Origin of the sequence: Singulisphaera acidiphila DSM 18658 (genome assembly GCF_000242455.2) — a bacterium.
GTDB classification, from domain to species: Bacteria; Planctomycetota; Planctomycetia; order Isosphaerales; family Isosphaeraceae; genus Singulisphaera; species Singulisphaera acidiphila.
Map to the genome: position 1 here is coordinate 9,246,544 of NC_019892.1, position 22,702 is coordinate 9,269,245.

Below are 22,702 nucleotides of genomic sequence, written 5' to 3' on the forward strand. Positions count from 1 at the left end.
CAAGAAACCCGCGGACCCGCGATTCCAAAGAAGGTCATTCAACCATGCGACTAGGGCTGTTCGGAGGGACATTTGACCCGATCCATCTGGGGCATCTGATCTTGGCGGAGAAATGCCGCGAGGCGTGCCGGCTCGACCGCGTCTGGTTCGTTGTCGCCGGCGCTCCGCCCCACAAGCCGGGCGATCGGACGACCGTCGCCCACCGCCTCGAGATGGCCCGGATCGCCGTGGCCGGCCACCCCGCCTTTGAAGTTTCCGAAATCGAGGCCAACCGCCCAGGCCCCCACTATAGCGTCGAGACCCTCGAAGCCGTCCACGCGGAACGCCCCAACGACGACCTCTTCTTCCTGATCGGAGCGGACAGCCTCGCCGACCTCCCCTACTGGCGCGAGCCCGCCCGGATCGCACAACTGGCGACCGTGGTCGTGGTCAACCGCCCCGGCATCGACCTGACCGCCGAGACGAGTCTCCCGGATTTCGGTCCCGAGGCGAAACCGTTGGTCTCGGTCACGATCCCGCCGATCGGGATCGCCTCGCACGACCTGCGCCAGAGCCGGGCCGACGGCCGGAGCATCCGCTATCAGGTCCCCCGTGGAGTCGAGGCCTACATCGAAGCCCAAGGGCTTTACCAACGCAGGGCAACCCCCCAACAATGATGGGAAGAGGGTCAATCGATAGCACAGCCGGACGACCCCTTCGCCCAATCCTTGGCAATACCGGAACGACCGCCATGAGCACCCAGACTCGAGGTCCGTCCCAGAAACAGATCGTCTACCCCGATAGCGACGGTCAGCCGATGGCAGAGAACACACTCCAGTTTGAATGGATCACGACGATCAAAGGAGGGCTCGATACCGTCTTTCGGGACGACCCGAATGTCTTCGTCGCGGGGGACTTGCTCTGGTATCCCGTCGAGGGGGACAACACGATCCGCACCGCCCCCGACGCCCTGGTGGTCATCGGCCGCCCCAAGGGCTACCGCGGCTCCTATCAGCAATGGCAGGAAGCGGGTATTCCCCCACAAGTCGTCTTCGAGGTGCTCTCTCCGGGCAATCGGCTGGGGGAGATGAGCCGCAAATTCCGGTTTTACGAACGGTACGGGGTCGAGGAATACTATGTCTACGACCCCGACCGCATCGAGTTGACCGGTTGGATCCGCAAGGGGGCGGAGTTGGACGAGATCCCGGCCATGGACGGTTGGATCAGCCCTCGCCTGGCCATTCGGTTCGAACTGGCCGATGACACGATGCGGATCTACGGACCCGACCAGCGGCCGTTCGCCACGTACCTCGAACTGGCAGAGCAGCGGGACGAGGCTGCGCAACAACGAGATGCCGAGCGGCTTCGGGCGGATCGTCTAACTGCACAGCTTAGGGCATTGGGGATCGAGCCGGAGCGTTAAGCAAAGTTCGCGAGGTATGCTGCCCAGGCAGGCTAAACCGGCCGTTTGCGGGGTAATACCACCGTCCTATCCTACCTTGTTCGCCCTGATCCTAGGCGAGTTGAGAACCGTGATTTTGGGCCTCATCCCCGCCGCGGAACCGGTCGATACGGGAATGGTGAGCCGGTTACGGATGGCCAGAAAGACTTGGTTTTGAGGACGAAGATGGCGCCAGCAACAACACACCAGACGCCGGCAGCGGTCTCGGAAGAGGTTGAGGCCCTGCGCCGCCAGTTGGTCGCGTTGCAGAGGGTGAGCAGCCTCGGGGTCCTGGCCGGTGGGATCTGCCATGAGTTGAACAACGCGCTCACGCCGATTCTGAACTACGCCAAGCTCGGTCTTCGCAACCCTGACCCCGCGTTTCGGCAGCGGGCCTTCGAGAAGATCCTCGAGGCTGGACAGCGAGCGTCGGCTATTTCCGGCGGGGTGCTCGGCGTGGCCCGTCCTCGGGCCGATCGCCGCGAGCCGACCGACCTCATCCGGCTGACCAAAGAGGTGACCCTACTCGTGGGCAAGGACCTGTCACGCCACCGGGTCCACCTCGATTTCCAGGCCGTCGGCCGACCGCACGCCCGGGTCAACCCCGCGCAGATCCAGCAAGTCCTCCTGAACCTGATGATCAACGCCCGCCAGGCGATGCCTGAGGGGGGCACGCTCCGGGTCCGGGTCGGCGAGGATGCCTCGGGCCGGATTGCCGAGTTGAGCGTGGCCGACACCGGGGTCGGCATCGCCCCGGCCGACCTGCGGCGGATCTTCGAACCCTTCTTCACGACCAAAACCGGGCCCGACGCTTCAGGCCAAGGGGGGACCGGCCTGGGCCTCTCGGTCTGCCGCGATATCGTGGAGTCGCACCACGGCCGCCTCCGCGCGGAGAGCCGGCTCGGCCAGGGGACCAGTTTCACCCTTCGCCTCCCGGTCTGCCCCGCACCCGCCTCTGCCAAGCAAGGGGTCGCCTGATCACGCGGAGCCGGACCACGCCTACGCCCCGTCACACCCGAGTTTGCCAGGGCAAATTCGTAGCCGATCCGCGTGAAAGTGCTTCCCGCCAGGCGAAACTCCCCCCCAAATCACGATGAAATCACCTCTTTTCATCAGCGATCACCAAGGCAAAAGGCTCGAGGTCACGCCGATCAACGCGGGCCAGGGCCTGTTCGACGACAACGACTCTGTGACGAAATCAAGGGTTGTCACCCTCGTCGTCCCTGGCCTCAGCCAAACAATCTCGGTAGCCTGGGGGCCTGGCGTAATGGCGAGGCTTTCCGGGTGATTGGCAGTGGAGGTTCGAAAGTGCGCTGGGTGACCGTTTTGACCGAGCACGGCCCGCGGGCCTGCGGGGTGTGGCAGGGTGAGTACGTCGACGTCAACGCGGCCGACCCCGAAGCGCCGTCGAGCGTCCGGGGATTGCTGGAACTCGGGCCGGCCGGGCAGCAGCGTGTCTGGGACGCGTTGGAGCGTGGTGCGAAGCGTTACGACCCGGCGCAAGCAACGCTCCTGGCCCCGATCCCCGACCCGCGCAAGATCATTTGCCTGGGTTTGAACTATCGCGACCACGCCGCCGAGAGCGGGATGGACATCCCGACCGAGCCGATTCTGTTCAGCAAGTACCCAACCACCCTCATCGGCCACCAGGCCGAGATCGTCCTGCCCGCAGTCAGCGAGCAGGTTGACTACGAGGCGGAGTTAGTGATCGTGATCGGCCGAAAGGGCCGGCACATCCCGCGCGAGCAGGCCATGGAGTACGTGGCCGGATATACCGTCGGACACGACGTCTCCGCACGCGACTGGCAGTTGAACAAGCCAGGGAAGCAGTGGATGGCCGGCAAGACCTTCGATACGTTCGCGCCGGTCGGTCCGGAACTGGTGATGCGCGACGAGGTCCCCGACCCGCACGCCCTGGGGATCCGGCTCCGCCTGAACGGCCAGACGATGCAGGACTCGAGCACGAGCCAGCTAATCTTCCGGGTCGATGAAACGATCGCCTACCTCTCGAAAATCATGACGCTCGAGCCGGGCGACCTGATCTTTACCGGCACCCCGCCGGGAGTGGGAATGGCCAGGAAGCCCCCCGTCTGGCTCAAGCCGGGCGACGTGGTCGAGGTCGAAATCGACGGCCTCGGAACGCTCCGCAACACGGTCAAAGCCGAGTCGCACGCGTAAGAAACCAAAGGGCGAGCGGTGAGGGTCAGCTTCCTTGATCAGCTGATCCTCACCCACGCAATAAAAGCAGAGACAGGGCGCTCACCTTTACAAATGAGCGAAGAAAGAAGGTTAGCGCCTCAGCCGTTCCGTCAGGGTACGAGCGGCGGGATCGTTCGGGGCGAGTGTCAAGGCATGCTGGGCCGCGTTGAGGGCGTCATCAGCTTTGTGGTCGGCGTTCAGAGCCAGGGCGAGGTTGTAGAAGACGTCGGGGCGATTGGAAAGGCTCTGAGAGGCGACTTGCAGGTCGGCGACCGCCAGCGTCGGTTGGTTCAGGGCAAGGTGCGCCTGGCCGCGTCGGAAGTGGGCCTCGGGGTCGCCGGGGGTCAGCTCGAGCACCTGGTCGAGCCGCGTCAAGGCCTGCTCCGGCTCGCGACGACCAAGTTGAAGGGTAGCAATCCGAAGGATGACGGGAGCCGAGCTCGGGTCGAGCTCGAGGGTCCGAAAGTAGGCGGCGAGGGCTTCGTCAGGCCGGCCGGACGCTTCGAGGATCCGTCCGCGAGCGAAGTGGGCCTCGGCCTTCTGCGGGTCGATCTCGATGGCCGACTCGAGCCGTTTGAGCGCCGGCTCCGACTGACCGAGCCGGTCATCGATCTCACCGAGGCCGATCAGGGCCCCGACGTACTCGGGATCGATCTCCAACGCCTTGCGGTAAGAGCGCTTCGCCTCGTCGAACTGGCCCTGCAGCTGGAGGACCCGGCCGAGCCGATGGAGCGCCTCGGCCGAGCGGGGTGACTCGGCCACCAACCGCTCAAGGTTGGCCCGCGCCTGGTCGTAATCGCGGCGGTCGATGGCGGCCTGGGCCGTCTGGCTCAATTGCTGAACCAAGGCCGATTGAGCCGCCGAGGGGACGTCCCGATCGCCGCGTGAGCGGATCGTCGCGCAGCCGGCAAACGCCAGCAGGACGAATCCACACCCGGCGATGAGGCCCCAACGCCGCATGCTTCCCCTCCTTGGGGCGGCCTGGAGGAGCCGGACAACGAGAGGATTCGCCTCCGTCGCCAGCTCTCCCTCAGGCTATCGACACAATCATGAACAGGGTTGAGCCGGCCAAGGGGCTACGAACGGCCCCGGCTCTCGACTCGCGATGGGAACTCCTGGAGGCTCGGCACCTTACGCACCGATGGCAATGCGGTCAAGACCGATCGAATGGCTGAAATTCGATCGGCCGGTGCACGCATGGATTGCCACGGTCTGACTCTTGCCCTGGGCGACACCACGAGGGGGGCAACTCAGCCCACCCCGCACGCCTCACGCGCCCGGTCGAGGACGATCCGAGCCGTCCTTCGCGCCCGCTCAGCGGCGGCGGCGCGCACCTCGGCAATGCGGGTCGGATGAGCCACCAGGTCCGCCCGGCGTTCGCGGGCCGGGGCGAAGGTCGCGATGATGACCTCAGCCAGCCGGTTCTTGACCTCGCCGTAGCCGATCCCCCCTTGCCGGTAGCGTTGCTCGACCTCGGCACGCTCCTCCTCGGCGGCGAACAGCTTGAACAGGCCGTAGACCGGGCAGGTGTCCGGGTTCTTGGGCGCTTCGACCGGGGTGCTATCCGTCACGATCTTCTTGCACTTCTTACGGATCACGGCGGGGTCATCGAAAATTTCTATCGTGTTCTGATAGCTCTTCGACATCTTCCGCCCGTCGAGCCCCGGCACCACGGCGACCGCGTCGAGGATGAACGGCTTGGGCAAGCGAAAGACCTCACCCCCCTTGCCGTAAACGTGGTTGAACCGCTCGGCGATATCCCGGGTAATTTCAAGGTGCTGCTTCTGGTCCTGGCCGACCGGCACGACGTCCGCATCATAGAGCAGGATGTCGGCCGCCTGGAGCACCGGGTAGGCGAAGAGCCCGTGCTCGGCCGGAAGTCCTTGCTGCACCTTATCTTTGTAGCTGACGCACTTCTCTAGCCAGCCCATCGGCGTCACGCTGGTCAAGAGCCAGGCGAGCTCGGTCGTCTCGGGCACGTCCGACTGCACGAACAGGGTCGCTCGCTCGGGGTCGATCCCCAACGCGAGCAGGTCCGCGATCACGTTGAAGACGTAGCCCCGGAGCCGGTCCGGGTCGCGAACGCTGGTCAGCGCATGATAGTCGGCCACGAAGTAGAACGCGTCGTTCCCTTCCTGGAGCGCAATGTACTGGCGGATCGCGCCGAAGTAGTTGCCAATGTGCAAAGCACCCGAAGGCTGGATTCCCGACAGTACACGCATGGTCAATTCGACTCGCAGACATGAGGTCTGGTTTCGGAATCGAGGGCCCTGCCCACCGAAAACGATCAGAGCACTGTATCAGTTCAAGAGAGCCGTTCCAATCCAAAGGGCATGCGACCCCGCCATGCCTGACCCTCAACATAGTATACGCAAGCCGATCGAAAGCAGCCGGATCGATCGCGGTCAATCACACCCCAAGGACCCCATGTTGGCGGTCTTGAGTGGGAATGTTACGATGGGCGAAGTGGTCGGACAGCGGACCTGTGGAACGTGGATCGGAGCGGGAATCGAGGCAGACTATGGTAGAAATCTACGAGGACCATGGAATCCGTTTCCAGTATCCGGCCGACTGGGAGATGGAAGTCACCGACGACGGCCCGGTCACGACGGTCTCGATCCAGTCGCCAAGCGGGCTGGCGTTCGCCATTGTGACGATGGACGAGACCTGCCCCGCGCCGGCCGAGGTGGCCGACGAGGCCCTCGAAGCGATGCGTGAAGAATATCCGACGCTCGATGCATCGCCCGCGTTGGAGACGATCGCCAGCCATGGCGCAGCGGGCCATGACGTCGAGTTCCTCAGTCTCGATATGACCAACTCCTGCGAGATCCGCTGCTTCCGCACCCCGAGACGCACCATCTTCCTCTTCGGCCAGTGGTCGGACCTCGACTCCGCCGAGAACGCGGCTTACTTCGGCGACGTCAAACGCTCGCTGAGCGAGATGGACAGCTAACAAGCGATCGGCGCAAGCCCCCCCGGGCTGGTTGGATCAGCCCCTCGCCTTGTCGCTCAACGTGGCGCGGCCTGATCCAGGAACGTGACGATCCGATCGAGCAAGTCGGGGCCTCCCATCTCGATGACGTTGCCATGCCCTGCGCCGGGGACTTCGATCAGGATCGCCGGTTGGGGGAAGGCCGAGGCCAATCGGTGCGCATCGCCGTCGGGGACGAGCGTGTCGCGACGGCCGTGAACGATCAGAGCCGGCGCCTGGATCCGGGGGGCCAGCTCGATCGGCCGAGGTCGGCTCAAAGAAACGCCCGCGAGCCGGGCGGCCCGGCGTACGATCCGGGGGGCGAGTAGGCCGGGCAGTGGCGTTCGAATCCGCCGAAGCCAGCCGGCGACGACGGTTTCAAGCCGGGCGTAGGGCGACTCGAGCAAGACCGCCGCGATCCTCGGCTCATCGGCCGCGGCCCTCATGGCAATCGCCGCGCCCATCGAGCGGCCCCAAACCGCCAGCGACATCGCGGGGCCGACCCGCGCAGCCACAACGTCGACCCAAACGCGAAGGTCGTCTCCCTCGCGCCCGCCGAACGAGGCGAAGCCCCCCCCGCTGCGCCCGTAGCCGCGCATATCCAGCCGCGCAACGTTCCAGCCACGGGCGGCCAGAAACTCGGCCCGCCCCTTCATCACGTCCCGAATCTCGGCGAAGCCGTGAACCAAGAGGATGGTGCGGCCCGTCGGCGATGGTGCCCCCGCGTGATACCAGACCCCCGCGAGCCGGGTGCCGTCACGAGCCGTCGCCTCGATCGGCTCGCCCCCTCCGGCAGGGCCCGTCTCAAAATCATCGCCAGACCCGGTGGCGCTCAGCCGCCGACCCGGCACGATCAGGGCCCAGGCCCCCCACTCGCTAACCAGCATCACGAAGCAAGTGAGCAGGCCGGCCACAAATCCGCCGACCGACACCAATCCCGTCATCCAGCCCGGCCCGAGCACAGTCATCGCCAGCGCCCCGCGCTCGAGAAACAAGGCCAACACCATCGCCTATCCTCGTCCCTATTTTTTTTCGGAGACTTCTCAACCGGTCATCACCCGCCCTGAGATGATCCGGCAAGGGAGCGATTGGTGCAAGGTTTTCGACTCATCAATGCGTCTTGCCCTGTTCTCCTGTGTCCGCGTCAGTTACGCGCAACCTGACGATTCGGTCGCCCCGCTCACCTCGCCGGCCTCCGTCTCGGCTTCTCTTTCTCGGGAGCGCGCGGCGGCGGGATGATTTTTCCGGTCAGGCGCTGAAAGAACTCGCGGAGCCATTCCGGCCCGGTCCGTTGCGGTAGGTCATCGGGATGTTCGTCCGCCCATTCCATGGCCAGGATGAGGGGAACCCAGCGGGTCAGCTCGGTCGCAGGGTCGCGCCCCATCCGCGTCAAGACCGTGGAAACCTTGGCGGCCAGCGTCACGCGACGGACCGACTCGGCGGTCGGCCGGGTGCAATTTTCCGCAGGCGAGGTGACCAAATACTCGCGGCAGACGACCGGGCGTTCCTCGTAGATCGAGCACGACTCGTCTTCGAGGAAGGGGCAAGGAATCCCTTGAGTGAAGTAGTCGAGCGCCACGGGAACAAGTTCGTCGTCGGAGACCGTCTCGCAATGCTGCAACCGCTCCAGCAGACCGGCCTCCTCGAGCCGGCGTCTCGCCTCGGCGAACCGGGCCAGGACGCGCGACCGGCGGGGCTCAGGCCACTCTTCGACCATGTCTCGGATCAACCGTGCCTCCACCTCGGCGATCGGCACCAGTTGCCGACAGCAGGCCCCGCAACCGCTCCGGCATGAGACCGAGAATCCGTTCGAGGCGTCCGCCTTCACCGCCTCACCGATAATCGCCTCGGAGAGCGACCGGACAGTGGGCAAAAGCTGCCGGAGCTCGAACACGTGGGTGGGAACCGTGATCTCCGCCCGCAAGGGAGTGCCTGAAAGGTTCAAGGCCACGTTCGCCGTGATCGTCTTGGCTCGAGCGTCGGGTTCCGGAGACATTGGGTTCTCCAATCCTTTGAGTCACATGTCCGCGTTGGCTTGTCAGCTTAGTCTCCAGTATTCTTCGATACGAGCGATAGGATCATCCGTGACCAGCCAGGCCGAGGGGAAAGTCGAGCTACGGACGGCAATCGAGCACCACCTCCAAAGCCCCGTGACTTCGGCCAAGGCCCCCACACGTCCCCATCGCAAAACGGACATCCCCCCGCCCACTTTCGCTGGCGGGGGGATGTCCGTTTTGCGGACTTGCTTGTGGTCGAGAGAACCACCACAATGCCTCGATGAAACGGCAGTCTTACTGAGTGACCTCAAGACTCCCGAATCGTTCAGTTCACGGCCCCAGAGAGACGCCCCATGGCGGCACGACCGTTGAAGATTCTGATTATTGGCGCTCACCCGGACGACGCCGACATCAAGGCCGGCGGAACGGCGGCCAAGTGGACGGCCCTCGGCCATGACGTCCGGCTCGTGAGCTTGACCGACGGCCGGGCCGGCCATCAGACGGTACACGGGCCAGTCCTCGCCCAGCGGCGACGAGCCGAGGCGGATGCCGCCGCCGCGTCCATCAGCGCGTCCTACGAGATTTTCGACATCCCCGACGGTGAACTCGACGATCGCCTGGAGTACCGTCACCGGGTGATCCGGCTCATTCGCGGCTTTCAGCCCGACCTGATCATCACCCACCGCTCGACCGATTATCACCCGGACCACCGGTTCACGGGACTGCTCGTCCAGGACGCCTCGTACCTGCTCACCGTGCCCGCCGTCTGCCCTGAGACACCGCACCTCGCCTACTGCCCCGTGATCCTCTACTTCTCCGACGCTTTCAAGAAGCCCTGCCCCTTCGAGCCCAACATCACCGTCGACATCGAAGGCGAATTCGACCGCCTGGTCGGAATGCTCCACCGCCACCAGTCGCAATTCTACGAGTGGCTCCCTTACAACGCGGGCATCCCCGACCAGGTCCCCGCGAGCGATGTCGAGCGCCGGGATTGGCTGGCCGGACGCATCCGCGAGCGGATCCGACCGCTGGCCAACCGCTTCCGCGACCTCGTCGTCCGGACCTATGGAGAAGCGGCTGGCGAACGGATCCAATACATTGAGGCTTTCGAGGTTTCAGAATACGGGGCCCCGCTCAATACCGAGGCCGGAGCCCGGCTGTTCCCGTTCCTCCCCGCCTCCTGGGTCGCAAGCCTGCCCGACTCCCGAAAAGAGTGGGCCGATGTGCTCGAATCCGACGAGGTCATCAAGCCCAAGGCCAAGGCCGGCAAACCCAAGGCCGTCAAGGCCGAGGTCAGCAAACCCAAGGTCTCCGAAGCCAACACCACCGTGGAAAACGGGGAATCGAACAACGAACCGCCCTGGACAGGTAAAAATTTATTCGAGTGAGATTTTTTTAAAACGCGAATTGGTTTCCGGGGAGTCTTCGTCGAGGAACCCCCGAGCCATCAGGCGGTCCGGCTCCCAGCGAAGCCGGATCGCCCCGCGCTGCCAGGTCCGCATCAAAGGAATGCCTCGCGGTTCAAGAGCCTCCAACGGGTCGCGCGTGCCCACAACAGGGGGACGCTGGCTGACGACCACCAGGCCGGGACGTGCCCAGGTGTAGAGGGACTCGGGGTTGGCTGAGCGACCGCCATGATGGGGAGACAGGATGGCGTCGACCGGGAAGGCCGGGCGACCGAGCAGTCGGGACATGCCCTCCAACTCCAGGTCGCCGGTCAGGAGGAGGTGGCGACCGGCAGATTCCACGTCGAGGACGATGCTCCGCGCGTTGTCGCTCGTGGAGAGGGAGAACGACTCGGGAGGATGCCAGACCGAGAAGCGGGTTCCTGCCGTCTCCCATTCCTCCCCCTCGGTCATCGTGCGAATCGGCACGCCGTGAGCCCGGACAGTCTCCAGCAGTTGAACGGCACCCGGGTTGGCCGGGCTGGCAAAGCCGGGAGGGACGCGGACCTCCTTGATCGGGAACCGCTCGAGAATATCGGGAAGACCGTTGTAGTGATCAGAATCCGCGTGAGAGAGCACAACTGCATCAATCCGGAACACACCGCGGTCCCAGAGGGCCGGGGCGACGACCCGACGGCCGACGCTCGGGTCGTGCATCCGCCCGCAATCATAGAGGATCGTCCCCCCGTCACTGGTCCGAATGATCACCGCCAGGCCGTGCCCAACGGCAAGAACGTCAGCCTCCAGCGTTCCCTTTCGGCGAGGAAGCCAGGGCAAGACAACGCCAAGCATGACCCAACCCGCGAGTAACCCCCAGGCCAGGCGTCTGAGGGGCCAACGACGGACTCCGGCAACCGAGGCGAAGGCAAACAATCCATAGACAATGAGCACCCAGGCCAAGGATGGCCCCGGGACGAAAGCGTGCCCCCACGACCGCGACGCCCCCCAGCGCACGAGGCCTTCGGTCCAGGCCAGGGTGATCGCGCAAACCCAGGCAGCGGGCCCGCCGAGCGGATCCCAGATCGCAGACAAGCCCAGGCTCAAGCCTGACGCCGTCAAGGCCACCGAGGTCAAGGGGATCAGCGGAATGTTCAGCAGAACGCCGATGGGCGAGACGACGTGGAACCGAAGCGCAACCAGAGGCAAGGCCGCGAGCCAGACGACCGTCGAGACGATCAGGCCCGAGGTCACGAGCAAAGGCCAACGCCGCATCCGCGCCAGCCACCACGGCTCGAGCGACCGCTCCAGAACGTCGAGCGGACTACCCGGCCCCTGGATCCTGAAGGTCAGCGTGTAATAGGCGTGCCGAAGCAAATTGGTGGTCGGCGTAACGCCCCAGACAATCGCCGCGATCGCCAAAAACGAGAGCTGACAGCCCACATCGAAGAGGTCGGCCGGGTTCAACCAGAGCGTCGCCAGCGCAGCCAGGGCCAAGTTGTTCGCGGCCCGGACCTGACGGTCAAAAATCCCCGCGATGCAGGCCGCGACGGTCATCGCAGCCGAACGTACCACTGACGGAGCAAGGCCGACCAACAACGCGTAGGCCACCGTCGTCAAGGCGAGCGCGCCGAACGCACTCCGCCGGCTCAGGCCGAGGAAGCGGAACACGAACCAGAGCACGCCGGCCAGCACTTGCAAGTGAAGCCCGGAAATGGCCAGCAGATGGGTGGTCCCGGTGCGAGCGAAGGCGTCGTTGACGTCGGGATCCACCCCCTCGCGCCGACCTAGCAAGAGCGCAGCGGCCAGCGGCGCAACGCTCGGAGTCAGCCCCGCGACCAGCCGGGCGTAACTCCAGCCCTGCACCCGACCCAGCCAGCTTGTCCCAATCCAGGTGCCTGCTGCGGGGTCGGCCCAGACCCCGTCGGGGCCATCGACCACAAGCCGAAGCCGGATCCCTTGGGCTCGCAAATAGTTGCGGTAGTCGAACTCACCAGGGTTAAGTGGCCCCGCGATCGCCGACATACTCCCGACCGCCTCGACCCCATGCCCCGCCAAAAGGTCGGACCGGTCCCCGACGATGATCAGTTGGGCTCGCCCCTGGGCCGGCCGCCAGACCCGGCCGTCACAAAATCCCGACACGGCGATCACCGCCCGCGTCGACGCCGAACTCCCCTGGCTTTCGCCCAATCGAGGCCCCCGCACATCCCAGATCATGCCGCGAACCCAGACCGGTCGCGGCGTGCCTGTGACACCCCACGCCAGATCGTCAGGCGCAAGATCCGACCAGTACGCGTGATGACTTCCGCCCCCAAACCCCACGATCGCGACGACAAGCCCGGTGTAGGCAAGGACCTTGCGGTCACGGCCCCAAGCGGCAATCATGGCCCCAACCAGCGCCAGGCCGCCCCAAACGTCCGTTCCCCAAGACACCAACTCACGATCGAGAACGATACCGACGACCACCGCCAGGGCCACAGGGACCAGCGGCGGCAACAGCAGAACCCGCGAACGTCGCTCGGGGTCGTGGTTCATCGAAATCCCAATCCCGTATACCGCAAAACAACAAACAATTCAAAAAACACAATTTCACAAAAACACAAATACGTCCATAACCCCAATCTGCACAGACAATCTCCTAAGCCCAGAGGACACTCACCGTCATCGGCCCAGGCATGGTACAACCCAACCCATCTTATGTAAACAATCTCGGCTGTGGCCACGAGCCATTCTTTGCAAGAAGTTGCGACGACAAGACGATCACATGCGGCACCGACCACGTTTTTCTCAATCGCTTCCGCGCTGCATTGCTCAGGGAACGCGCTTGCCCGATTTCTCGGATCGGGTCAAAATGGCGGGCGCGTTCCGAATCGCCGGCCTGAGATCCCGTACGGAGGCTTTGTTTTATGGATCAACCACAGCTTGAAGTGGGGATCTATCAGCTCGTGGACGATTCCATGCTCAAGAAGAACCGGGCGGACGGGACGGGATGGGACTGGAGATGGGCGGACTGGCAGCGGGACTGGATGGACGCCACTCCCAGTCGCTACGCCTATCGCTGCCTCCCCCTGACGATCGTCAACCAGACCGGTTGGTGGATCATGAACCCCGTCGGGTTCTCGGCGATCTGGCGGGGGCAAGATCCCGCGGGGGGCATCGAATTCTTGTTCGACAGCGAGCCCGAGCTTTGGAAGAACTGGATCAACAACCAGTTCGGGGCAGGGATCATCACCTGGAACACCCCCTTCCTCTTCCGCACCAAGCCCCAAGGCTCGCGACTCCTGGTCTGCGGACCCGCGAACCATTTCAAGACCAATGCGCATCCCCTCACCGCGTTGATCGAGAGCGACTGGATGACCATGTCGTTCACGATGAACTATAAATTGATGATCCCGAACATACCGGTCCGATTCGACGTGGGAGAGCCCTTGTTCCAGGCAATTCCACTGGCCAACAACACCTGTGCGGATCTGGAGACAGCCACGGTCACCTACCAAAAGCTGGAGGAGGACCCCGAGGTGAACCGCTCTTACCGCGAATGGAACGAGGGCCGGTTGCAGTTCCACCAGAAGAAGGCCAAGGGCGAAATCAAGGCGGACGACTGGCAGAAGGATTACTTTCAAGGCCGAGACGCGACCGGGCGGGAAGCGCCCCCCGACCACATGACCAAGGTGAGGCCTCCCCGAATCCGGTTCAGTCCGATGACCAAGCCTCCACAATCATGAGTTTCATAGACGAACAGTGGCTCGCGAGCAGTCACGGCAGCCTCTCCATCAGGGAAAATGATATTTTTATGCTTATTTTTAAATATTTCGTGAACCCGTTTTTCCTGACGACACTCCTTGGGGGCCTTTCCCTGGGTACCACCGGACCAGCCTCGGCCGGCCCGGTGGCCGAGTCGCCCCCCTACCCTCCGACCGAACGCTATGAGGCGAGACAAATCGAGGGGTGGCCGGTCCTGGTGAGCAAAGACCTGATCCGGAACGAGCCGGAGCTCACCGACCGCACCTTGACGTTGTTGCGGCACCAGCTCTTCCAGGTGGTGCGAAAAGTCCCGGCCAAGGCGGTCGCGCAACTGCAAAAAATCCGGATCTGGGTCGAGGAGAGCGAGTCTCATACCCCTTGCATGGCCTACCACCCCGACGCCAACTGGCTCCGCGAGCACGGGATGAATCCCGAGAAAGCCGGTTGCGTCGAGTTAGCCAATGCCCGCGCCTTTCTTTCATGGACAATCGACCAGCCTTGGATGGTCCTGCACGAGCTGGCCCACGGCTATCACCACCAGTTCCTCGACCGCGGCTTCGAGAACGACGCGATCAAGGCTCGCTACGAAGAGGCGAAGGCATCGAAGATCTACCAGTCCGTGCTCCGGATCAACGGCAGGGACGACAAGGCTTACGCCGCCACGAACCCGATGGAATACTTCGCCGAGACCAGCGAAGCCTTCTTCGGAACCAACGACTTCTATCCCTATGTGCGGTCGGAACTGCGGCGGCATGACTCCAAGATGTACGGACTGCTCGAAACGCTCTGGGGAACCGAGTAGGTCTTCAAGGGAACGTCGCCAAGGTTCAGCCACCGGTCGGCTTGAAGCCGGCGAACCGGGCGGACGGGCCAAGCTCATCCTCGATCCGGAGAAGGCGGTTGTACTTGGCGAGCCGTTCGGAGCGCGCGACCGAGCCGATCTTGATCTGACCGGCGGCAGTGGCGACGGCGAGGTCGGCGATGGTCGTATCCTCGGTCTCGCCCGACCGGGCCGAGACGATGGTCCGGTAGCCGTGTCGGCGCGCCAGCAGGAGTGCGTCGAACGTTTCCGAGAGGGTGCCCACCTGGTTGACCTTGATCAGGATCGCGTTGCCCGCGTGCCGTTCGACACCCTGGCGGAGCCGCGCGGTCTGGGTCGCGAACAGGTCGTCGCCAATCAACTGGACCGAGTTGCCGAGCATCCCGGTCAAGGACGACCAGCCGTTCCAGTCGTCCTCGGCCAGGCCGTCCTCGATCGAGACGATCGGGTAGAGTTTGGCCCAGTGGGCGAGCATCGCAACCATCCCGGCCGAGTCGAGGGCGTCGTCACCGGCCGCGGTCAGGTGGTAGGTGGCCGTCTTGGGATCATAGAAATGGCTGGCCGCGACGTCGAGCGCGATCGCGACGTCACGCCCCGGCTCCATCCCACAACCAAGCACGGCCTCGAGAATCAGGTCTATGGCCTGCGCGTTGGTGGAGAGCTTCGGCCCGTATCCCCCCTCGTCGCCGACCAAAGTGCCCTCCATGTCCTTCTCGCGGAGCACCGCGCCGACGGCCCGATAGATGGCCGTCGTCATTTCGAGGGCCTCCGAGTAACTCGACGCGCCGACCGGGATGGTCAGGAAATCCTGAAAATCAAGGTTCACGCCGGCGTGCAGGCCCCCCGAAATCATGTTGACCATCGGCATCGGCAAGACGGGCTCGGCGAACTCTCCCGGCTCGAGCCGGCTCCGCCAGAGCCGGTTGAGGTGGACGTATAAGGGTTCGCCCCTCGCCGCGGCTACGGCATGCGCGACGGCCAGGGAGACGCCAAGGATCGCGTTAGCTCCAAGCCTCCCCTTGTTGGGCGTACCATCGAGTGCCACCAAAGCGGCGTCGATCCCGGCCTGATCCTCGAGGTCCATGCCCTGAATGGCCGAGGCAATCTCGCCATTGACATGGGCGACCGCGCGAAGCACTCCCATGCCGCCATGCCGCCGGTCCTCAGGGTCGCGGAGCTCGATCGCCTCATGCCGTCCGGTACTCGCCCCCGACGGCACAATGGCCCGACCCACCTCGCCGTTGGAGCCGGCAACCTCAACCTCGACCGTCGGCCGGCCTCGAGAGTCAAGGACTTCGCGACCTTTAAGTTTCATCACTGTGAGCATGAGCAAGCTCTCAAAATCCAGACACAACGATTTCCTAAATTCCGTAACGAGGGTGAGTTCCCTCGACTCGCATTTCACTGAAAATGAAGAGGGTGGGCTCTGACCGCTTCACTCGCCTAAATCAAGTGTGTTGGCCGCATTTCCCGTGCCAGCAGTTGGAGCAACTCGTCCCAGGTTGCGGGCTGTTCGCGGAGCGCCGCGCGGGCAAACCGGCGAACGGACGCCTGCCTCGGAGCATCGAGATAGTCGACCGGGCTGGTGCCATCCACTCGAGCCAGGGAGCAGGCCGCCGCGTGACAGCAGGCGCGGCGGACAAGGTCGGCGTCGAGCCGAGAACCAACCCGATCAAGGTAGGCGTCGAGAAAGACCCGGGTTAAGGCCAGAGCCGAGACATCGGCCGGGGCGGCCCGGACTCCCTTCAAGAGCAGGTGGCTCAGGACAAAGCCCAGGTCGTAGGCAGGGTCGCCCGCATGAGCGGTCTCGAAGTCGACCAGAGTCAGCCCCTGAGAATGCACCAGAATGTTCTTGGGGCTGAAGTCGGCATGCACAAACGTGCGAGTGGCGGGCTCCTCCAAGGATCTGATGAGTGTGTTGATCTCGGGGGCGAGGTCAGGGTGAGCGCGGGCAATCGTCCGGTAGAACGGGTCGATCCGCAACTGTCCGAAAACGACGGTCTCGGCCAGTGGTCCATCCTGAAGCGCGGGATGACCGAGCGTTTCCACATGAATGGAACCGAGGATCAGGCCCGCGGCCCGGGTCACCGCCACGTCGGCCTCACCGGCGAGGAGTTGCTCCTTCCAGACGACCGAGTCGTCCGGAGCGCAGGTCATCGCAAACAGGAAGTCGTCGGGTTCGGCAAAGAGGACGCGGGGGGTTACACCGGCCCCTTCTTGCTCCTGTGGGAGAACGTGGGCGAGCAGGTCGAGGGCGGCCCGCTCGGTCCAGATGCGCTCGAGCCGGCTGATCCAGAGGGCCTTGGTCCGCAGTCGCTCGCGGGCCTGCTTGAGCACGAACGGCGGCTCCCCCTCAACGTCCACCCGCATCACGACGTTGGAGACCCCCCATCCCAGCGCCTGCACCCGGACGCCGCGCCCGCCCGGCACGCGGCCCCGCTCGCGGAGGTAGTCGGCGGCCGTTTCGGGGGTCACTTCGCGCATCACGAATCTCCCGGTCCGTTTCACTCATCAGAAAAAATGAGGAGGAGGGGGCGACGGTAGCAACCGGCCGGCCCGCAGAAGAGAATAGCAGCCAATCGTGTTGTGTCGAAGCTGCCACTGTCCCAAGAAGCCACGGGCCACGAATTCCATGAGTCGATTGTCCGACATTCTCGTCATCGGCGGAGGCGCGATCGGTGGAGCGATCGCCTGGTCCTTGGTCAAGCGCGGGCTGACAGTCACGCTGGTCGAGGCCGGCCGAATCGGGCGCGGAGCCAGTTGGGCCGCCGCAGGGGTGCTCGCCCCCGACTGGAGCGGCCACGATCCCAGTGCGCTCACCGTCATGGCCGAAGCGGGTCTCGCAGCCTGGCCCGACTGGGTGGCCGAGCTCGAGGACCGGACCGGCCTGGGCCTCAGTTTTCGCCGTGACGGCCTGCTCAACGTCTGGGTCGACCCCGACGCCCCCCACCTGCCTCACGACCTGGCCACGGAGCCGCTGCCGCCGGCTGCGGGTCAGCGGCTAAGCGCGGCCGAGGCCCGCGAACTCGAGCCGGCCCTGACCGGGCCGATCCTGGGCGGAGCGCTCGCCCCGGCCGATGCCCAGGTGGACAACCCGAGGCTCGCTCCCGCCCTGATCCGAGCGGCGGCCGACCAGGGACTTCGCGTCCTGCTCGACACGCCGGTCACAGCCCTGCTCGGCTCGGGGGGCGTCTGCCGAGGAGTCCGCACGGCGTCGGGCACCGAGATCGCCGCCGGGGCCGTCGTCCTGGCCGCCGGCGCCTGGTCAGGACCGCTCGCGGCCAGCTCGGGCATCCACCTGCCGATCGAACCCTGGCGCGGGCAGATGCTCGCCTTCGATACCCCGGCTCGGCCCTTCCGGCACATCGTCTTCTGCGGCGAGCTCGTCCTGATCCCGCGCCCCCATGGCCCCCTCCTCGTCGGCACGACGCTGGAGCATGTCGGCTTCGATTCGCGGGTCACCCTGGCCGGCCTCCACCAGATCCTGGCACGGGTCGAACGGATCGTCCCCGGCCTGGGCGATCTTCCCCTGGCCCGGACCTGGGCGGGCCTTCGACCCGGCACCCCGGACAACCTCCCCTATCTCGGCTCTATCCCAGGCTGGGACGGCCTTTACGTCGCGGCCGGCCACGGCCGCAAAGGCATCATCCTGGCCCCCATCACGGGTGAGTTGATGGCTCGGCTCATCCTCGATCATGACCTCGACCCCATGCTGGAGCCCTGCCTCCCTCAGCGCGTCATCGATTGACCCGTGGGGCGGCCTTGGGGATCATTGTCGTTGTAACTTCGGTCTGAGCCTGGCAGAATGACGTCTTCGACCTGGTTCTTCGACGGCTTCGCGCCGAGATCGATCGACCCACCCACCCACGCACATTGTCCCCACGGAGCAGCCCTCCATGCGCGACTCTCACCCCTCCCGTCGCACGTTCGTGAAGCAGTCGGCCGCAGCAGTGGCCGCAACCTCGGCGGCCCAGTTCGCCCTGACCTCGAATGCCCACGCCGCGGGAAGCGACATCATCAAAGTCGGCCTGGTCGGCTGTGGTGGACGAGGCACAGGTGCAGCCGTCCAGGCGCTCACCGCCGACTCGAACGTCAAGCTCGTCGCCATGGCCGACGCTTTTGAGAATCGACTCGAAGGGAGCCTCTCGACCTTGAAGGGGTCGGCGGTGGCCGACCGGGTCGACGTGCCCCGCGAACGGCAGTACATCGGCTTCGACGCTTACAAGAACGTCATCGACCAGGTCGACGTCGTCCTGCTGACGACCACCCCCCACTTCCGCCCGATCCACATGGCCTACGCCGTGGAAAAGGGCATTCACATGTTCGTCGAGAAGCCAGTCGCCACCGACGCCCCCGGCGTCCGGTCCGTGCTCCAGACCTGCGAGGAAGCCAAGAAGAAGAACCTGTCCGTCGTCTCCGGCCTCTGCTGGCGCTATTATGAGCCGCGACGCGAAGCCATGAAGCGCGTGCTCGGCGGTGACATCGGCGACATCGTCGCGGTCCAGACCACGTACAACTCCGGTGGCGTCTGGGATCCTGTGGTCACCCGCGAGGAGGTCAAGTCGGACATGGAGTACCAGATGCGCAACTGGTACTACTACACCTGGCTCAGCGGCGACCACATCGTCGAGCAGGCCGTCCACGGCATCGACACCATGGCCTGGGCCCTGGGTGACGAGCCCCCCATCAAGTGTTGGGGATCGGGCGGACGGCAAGTGCGCACCGAGCCGAAGTACGGCAACATCTTCGACCACTTCTCGATCGTCTACGAATACCCCAAGAACGTCCGGGGCTACCACACTTGCCGGCACTGGCGCGGGTCGGCCCAGCAGGTCAAGGATTACGTCCTGGGATCCAAGGGAACCTGCGACGTGTTCGGCGAAACCACGGGTCCCCGGATCACCGGCGAGAAGGCCTGGCGTTACCGGGGCCCGAAGCCCGACATGTACCAGTCCGAGCACAATGAAATGTTCGCCGCGATCCGCGCGGGCCAGCCGATCAATAACGGCGTGTACGCCGCCCGGAGCACCTTGCTGGCGATCATGGGCCGGATGACCTGCTACACCGGCGAAGTCATCACCTGGGAGCAGGCGCTCAACTCCAAGGAAAGCCTGTCGCCGGCCGCTTATGCCTGGGGCGACGCCCCGCAACACCCCATCGCCCGGCCGGGCGTCACCAAGTTCGTCTGATCCGCTTCGACTCTTCTCTTCCGCTCATTCAAGGCTCCTCTGCGCTCGACCTCCAAGGGCGCGGGGAGCTTTTTGTCTTGTCGGATGGGCACGGCATCAAGGCACTCAGTGTCTGTCTCGGCAGATCAGGCTTCACCGGGAAACGAAGGACGTTTGGGTGCCACGGGTTCCGTACTCGGACCCCGTGCGCCCCAGACCAAGGCATTCCCTCATGGGTTCCGAGTACGGAACCGCATGGCACCCGGAAGATCAGCAAACACTACCGGTGCGATTCGCCTTCCGGGACAGACTCCCAGCGACCAACGCGGTCCGAAGCATTGTCGCGGACCTACCGTTTCTCGAAAAAAAAAGGCACGACCCGCCATCTTCCCTCGCACCTCTCGAGACTCCGGCACAAGAGACATTCGAAAAATGCCGATCTTGGAAAACAGTGGCTTGTGACACACCACTCGCTGGCGCATACTAAGGTTGAACAATCCTGACGGCAGTGCGACCGGTCAGGATTTTCCCTCCATTGGCAGCCGTTGACTGCGGGACTGAACGTCCCGTGGCATCTTCAACGGGAGATCGGGTGTCGGTCGCTCCCCCGGCGTCGGGACACACAGTCCGTGCCCCTGCGTCACTATTTTCATCAGAACCTATGTGCTCCCGGTGATCCGAAGCGGTCGCCGATCGGGTGCGGATCGCTCTGCGCCGTCGCTTGCGGTGGTGTGGCTTGATGCGTTCGTGATCGTCCGAAGAAGTGGAATGAAGTCTATCCGGCCGTGAGCACGAAGGGGACAACACATGCTGAACATCCGTGGCGGTGTGCGAGGCAAGTACTGTGACGGCGTCAGCCGGCGCGATTTCCTCAAGATCGGCGGGTTGGCCCTGGGGGGCCTCTCACTGCCCGGGATCCTGCGAGCGGAAGCGCAGACCTCGATCACCTCGTCGAACAAGGCCATCATCATGGTCTTCCTGGCCGGCGGTCCCCCCCACCAGGACATGTTCGACCTCAAGATGAACGCGCCTGCCGAGATTCGGGGCGAGTACCGGCCGATCGCGACCAACGTGCCGGGGCTCGAGATCTGCGAGCACATGCCCCGACTCGCCACCATGATGGATAAAGTGGCGGTCATCCGCACCATGGTCGGCGCCCACGGCGACCACTCGGCCGGCCAGTGCCTCACCGGATACACGGATACGATCAGCAAGATCCAAGGGGGGCGTCCCAGCCTCGGGGCGGTCCTCTCCAAGCTCAGAGGTCCGGTAGAGCCGTCGGTCCCGCCGTTTGTCGGCCTCTCCCCAAAGATGGGCCATCACCCCTGGAGCAACCCCGGCGACCCGGGCTACCTCGGCATGGCCCACTCGCCGTTCAGCCCGTTCCGAGGGGAAGCGGTCGCCTCCGGCGAGTCCAACATCAACCTCGACCTGGGCCGACTCGGCGGCCGCCGAACACTCCTGGGCGAGCTCGACTCGCTCCGCCGCCAGTTCGAGTCCGACGAGGCGATCGGAGGGTTAGACACGTTCACCCGCCGCGCCTTCGACATCCTCAGTTCCGGCAAGCTCTTCCAGGCGCTCGACGTCACCAAGGAAGACCCGAAGCTCCGTGCCAAGTACGGCTACGGCGACATGAACAACGAATACGACGGTCCCCCTTGCTGCAACGACCAGTTCCTGATGGCCCGGCGACTCGTCGAGGCCGGAGCCCGCTGCGTGACGATCTCGTTCGGGCGCTGGGATACGCATAGCGACAACTTCACCTCCTGCGCCCAACGGATCCCCAAGCTCGACGCAGCGCTCTCCACCTTGATCGAGGACCTGCACATGCGTGGTCTCGACAAGGACGTATCCGTCGTCGTCTGGGGCGAGTTCGGCCGAACCCCCAAGATCAACAATCAGGCCGGCCGCGACCACTGGCCGCAAGTTTCCTTCGCCCTTCTCGCTGGCGGCGGGATGCGGACCGGCCAAGTCATCGGCTCGACCGACCGCAATGGCGAAGCCCCCAGGGACCGACCCGTCACCTTCCAGAGCGTCTTCGCCACCCTCTACCACAACCTCGGCATCGCCCCCGACACCTCCGTCCCCGACCGCAACGGCCGGCCAATGTATCTGCTCGACCACTTCGAACCGATCCGCGAAGTGATCTGACCGCCCCCAAGCAGGCAAGCTGGCTCATTGAGAGCGAGCCAGCGCCGGCTTGGGCCTGGGAGTGGCATCGCCTGGGACCAGGCCGAGGGACCAGCGGACCTGGTCCTGCCACATCGCCTGGATCTCGGGCTGCTCCCACACCTCCTCGCAATGCCCAAGGCCATTGTAGAGGACCCGCCCTTTGCCGTAGGTGCGCGCCCAGATGACCGCGAAGTCACCGTCTTTGCGGTGGATCCCTTTCTTCGACAAGTCGAGCTTGTCGGCGTCGAGGCTCAACAAAACGCGGACTTGTTCACGCGAAAAATCTTTGACCTGATAAACCTCATCCTTGAGGACCAGGCGGCGCGGGAGGTGCTTCATCCCGGGGAAGGCGGCATCCTCAACCACGAGGGGAGCGGCAAACTCGCCCCAAGGGTGGCCGTCGAAATAACCGCCGATCATCTTGCCGTAGTCCGGCCACGAGACGAACGTGATGGTGGCGCTATGGATCCCGATGAAACCCTTGCCATCGTCGCGCACGAACGCGAGCAAGTCCGCCTTCTGCGAGTCGTCCATGTCGAGGTCGCCATCCGTGAAGAAGACGACCGCGTCGAAGTCGTTCAGGTTCTTGGCTCCCCACTTCAAAGGCTTCTTGGTGATCGCCGTGCAGTCGGTCCGGAAATAGGTATTCCACTGGCCTGCGCTGCGTCCCAGGTTGTAAAGGGTGACCATGGCGGTCGAAATCGACTCGTGCTGATATCCCTTGCTCTGGCCAATCACGAGCAGATTTTTCTTCTTCTCCTCAGCGCGGAGGGAACTGGCCACGCTCAAGGTCAGTGCCAACATCAAGAGACGTTGCGTCGTTCTCATG

19 protein-coding genes are annotated in these 22,702 nt (G+C 64.5%); 11 read left to right on the top strand and 8 right to left on the bottom strand.

Features of this window, described 5'->3' with window-relative positions; genetic code table 11:
• The first annotated feature begins 44 nt into the window (after window positions 1-44).
• The 4 genes from nadD (at window position 45) to SINAC_RS35710 (ending at window position 3,598) form a co-directional block, all read left to right on the top strand.
• Entirely contained in the window at window positions 45-656 is a 612-nt protein-coding gene (gene nadD / locus SINAC_RS35685; protein ID WP_015250400.1) for a nicotinate-nucleotide adenylyltransferase, read from the top strand.
• A gap of 74 nt (window positions 657-730) precedes the next feature.
• Window positions 731-1,402 (top strand): Uma2 family endonuclease, encoded by a 672-nt coding sequence (locus SINAC_RS35690; protein ID WP_015250401.1) that lies wholly within the window; start codon window positions 731-733, stop codon window positions 1,400-1,402.
• A 204-nt stretch (window positions 1,403-1,606) separates the two neighbouring features.
• A complete protein-coding gene (locus SINAC_RS35700) occupies window positions 1,607-2,398 on the top strand; it encodes a sensor histidine kinase (RefSeq protein ID WP_020466641.1) in 792 nt (263 codons plus the stop codon).
• A 330-nt stretch (window positions 2,399-2,728) separates the two neighbouring features.
• Window positions 2,729-3,598, top strand: coding sequence for a fumarylacetoacetate hydrolase family protein (locus tag SINAC_RS35710; RefSeq protein ID WP_015250403.1), 870 nt, complete (start codon window positions 2,729-2,731; stop codon window positions 3,596-3,598).
• Between the two features lie 111 nt (window positions 3,599-3,709).
• Here the strand turns inward: SINAC_RS35710 and SINAC_RS35715 are convergent, their stop codons facing one another.
• Together SINAC_RS35715 and trpS are read right to left on the bottom strand one after the other, a co-directional pair.
• A complete protein-coding gene (locus SINAC_RS35715; protein WP_015250404.1) occupies window positions 3,710-4,579 on the bottom strand; it encodes a tetratricopeptide repeat protein in 870 nt (289 codons plus the stop codon).
• Between the two features lie 290 nt (window positions 4,580-4,869).
• Window positions 4,870-5,841 (bottom strand): tryptophan--tRNA ligase, encoded by a 972-nt coding sequence (gene trpS, locus SINAC_RS35720; protein ID WP_015250405.1) that lies wholly within the window; start codon window positions 5,839-5,841, stop codon window positions 4,870-4,872.
• Window positions 5,842-6,140: 299 nt separating this feature from the next.
• Between trpS and SINAC_RS35725 the strand changes: the two genes are divergently transcribed.
• Window positions 6,141-6,572 carry a hypothetical protein gene (locus SINAC_RS35725; protein WP_015250406.1) on the top strand — a complete coding sequence of 144 codons (432 nt, stop codon included), beginning with the start codon at window positions 6,141-6,143 and terminating at the stop codon, window positions 6,570-6,572.
• Between the two features lie 56 nt (window positions 6,573-6,628).
• On the opposite strand, the gene SINAC_RS35730 is transcribed toward SINAC_RS35725, so the two are convergent.
• Window positions 6,629-7,597, bottom strand: a complete 969-nt coding sequence (locus SINAC_RS35730; protein ID WP_015250407.1) for an alpha/beta hydrolase — start codon at window positions 7,595-7,597, stop codon at window positions 6,629-6,631.
• A gap of 173 nt (window positions 7,598-7,770) precedes the next feature.
• On the bottom strand, window positions 7,771-8,586 hold the full coding sequence (locus SINAC_RS35735) for a YkgJ family cysteine cluster protein (RefSeq protein WP_015250408.1): 816 nt from the start codon (window positions 8,584-8,586) through the stop codon (window positions 7,771-7,773).
• 354 nt (window positions 8,587-8,940) lie between these two features.
• Between SINAC_RS35735 and SINAC_RS35740 the strand changes: the two genes are divergently transcribed.
• Window positions 8,941-9,975, top strand: a complete 1,035-nt coding sequence (locus SINAC_RS35740) for a PIG-L deacetylase family protein (protein WP_015250409.1) — start codon at window positions 8,941-8,943, stop codon at window positions 9,973-9,975.
• Here SINAC_RS35740 and SINAC_RS35745 read toward each other — a convergent pair.
• Window positions 9,964-12,504 (bottom strand): DNA internalization-related competence protein ComEC/Rec2, encoded by a 2,541-nt coding sequence (locus tag SINAC_RS35745; RefSeq protein WP_015250410.1) that lies wholly within the window; start codon window positions 12,502-12,504, stop codon window positions 9,964-9,966. The two genes, SINAC_RS35740 and SINAC_RS35745, sit on opposite strands and share 12 nt — an antisense overlap.
• A gap of 371 nt (window positions 12,505-12,875) precedes the next feature.
• Between SINAC_RS35745 and SINAC_RS35750 the strand changes: the two genes are divergently transcribed.
• Window positions 12,876-13,694, top strand: coding sequence for a DUF6065 family protein (locus tag SINAC_RS35750; protein ID WP_015250411.1), 819 nt, complete (start codon window positions 12,876-12,878; stop codon window positions 13,692-13,694).
• 68 nt (window positions 13,695-13,762) lie between these two features.
• On the top strand, window positions 13,763-14,515 hold the full coding sequence (locus tag SINAC_RS35755; RefSeq protein ID WP_020466645.1) for a M90 metallopeptidase family protein: 753 nt from the start codon (window positions 13,763-13,765) through the stop codon (window positions 14,513-14,515).
• 25 nt (window positions 14,516-14,540) lie between these two features.
• Here the strand turns inward: SINAC_RS35755 and eno are convergent, their stop codons facing one another.
• Both eno and SINAC_RS35765 read right to left on the bottom strand, forming a co-directional pair.
• Window positions 14,541-15,860 carry a phosphopyruvate hydratase gene (gene eno / locus SINAC_RS35760; RefSeq protein ID WP_015250413.1) on the bottom strand — a complete coding sequence of 440 codons (1,320 nt, stop codon included), beginning with the start codon at window positions 15,858-15,860 and terminating at the stop codon, window positions 14,541-14,543.
• Between the two features lie 116 nt (window positions 15,861-15,976).
• Complete coding sequence (locus tag SINAC_RS35765; RefSeq protein WP_015250414.1) at window positions 15,977-17,017, bottom strand: phosphotransferase family protein; 1,041 nt, start codon at window positions 17,015-17,017, stop codon at window positions 15,977-15,979.
• 148 nt (window positions 17,018-17,165) lie between these two features.
• Between SINAC_RS35765 and thiO the strand changes: the two genes are divergently transcribed.
• The 3 genes from thiO to SINAC_RS35780 all read left to right on the top strand — a co-directional run bounded on the left by thiO (window position 17,166) and on the right by SINAC_RS35780 (window position 21,852).
• Complete coding sequence (gene thiO, locus SINAC_RS35770; RefSeq protein WP_015250415.1) at window positions 17,166-18,281, top strand: glycine oxidase ThiO; 1,116 nt, start codon at window positions 17,166-17,168, stop codon at window positions 18,279-18,281.
• A gap of 148 nt (window positions 18,282-18,429) precedes the next feature.
• Entirely contained in the window at window positions 18,430-19,722 is a 1,293-nt protein-coding gene (locus SINAC_RS35775) for a Gfo/Idh/MocA family protein (protein WP_015250416.1), read from the top strand.
• Window positions 19,723-20,508: 786 nt separating this feature from the next.
• On the top strand, window positions 20,509-21,852 hold the full coding sequence (locus SINAC_RS35780) for a DUF1501 domain-containing protein (protein WP_015250417.1): 1,344 nt from the start codon (window positions 20,509-20,511) through the stop codon (window positions 21,850-21,852).
• 24 nt (window positions 21,853-21,876) lie between these two features.
• On the opposite strand, the gene SINAC_RS35785 is transcribed toward SINAC_RS35780, so the two are convergent.
• Window positions 21,877-22,701, bottom strand: a complete 825-nt coding sequence (locus SINAC_RS35785; protein ID WP_015250418.1) for a ThuA domain-containing protein — start codon at window positions 22,699-22,701, stop codon at window positions 21,877-21,879.
• Between the last annotated feature and the right edge of the window lies 1 nt (window position 22,702).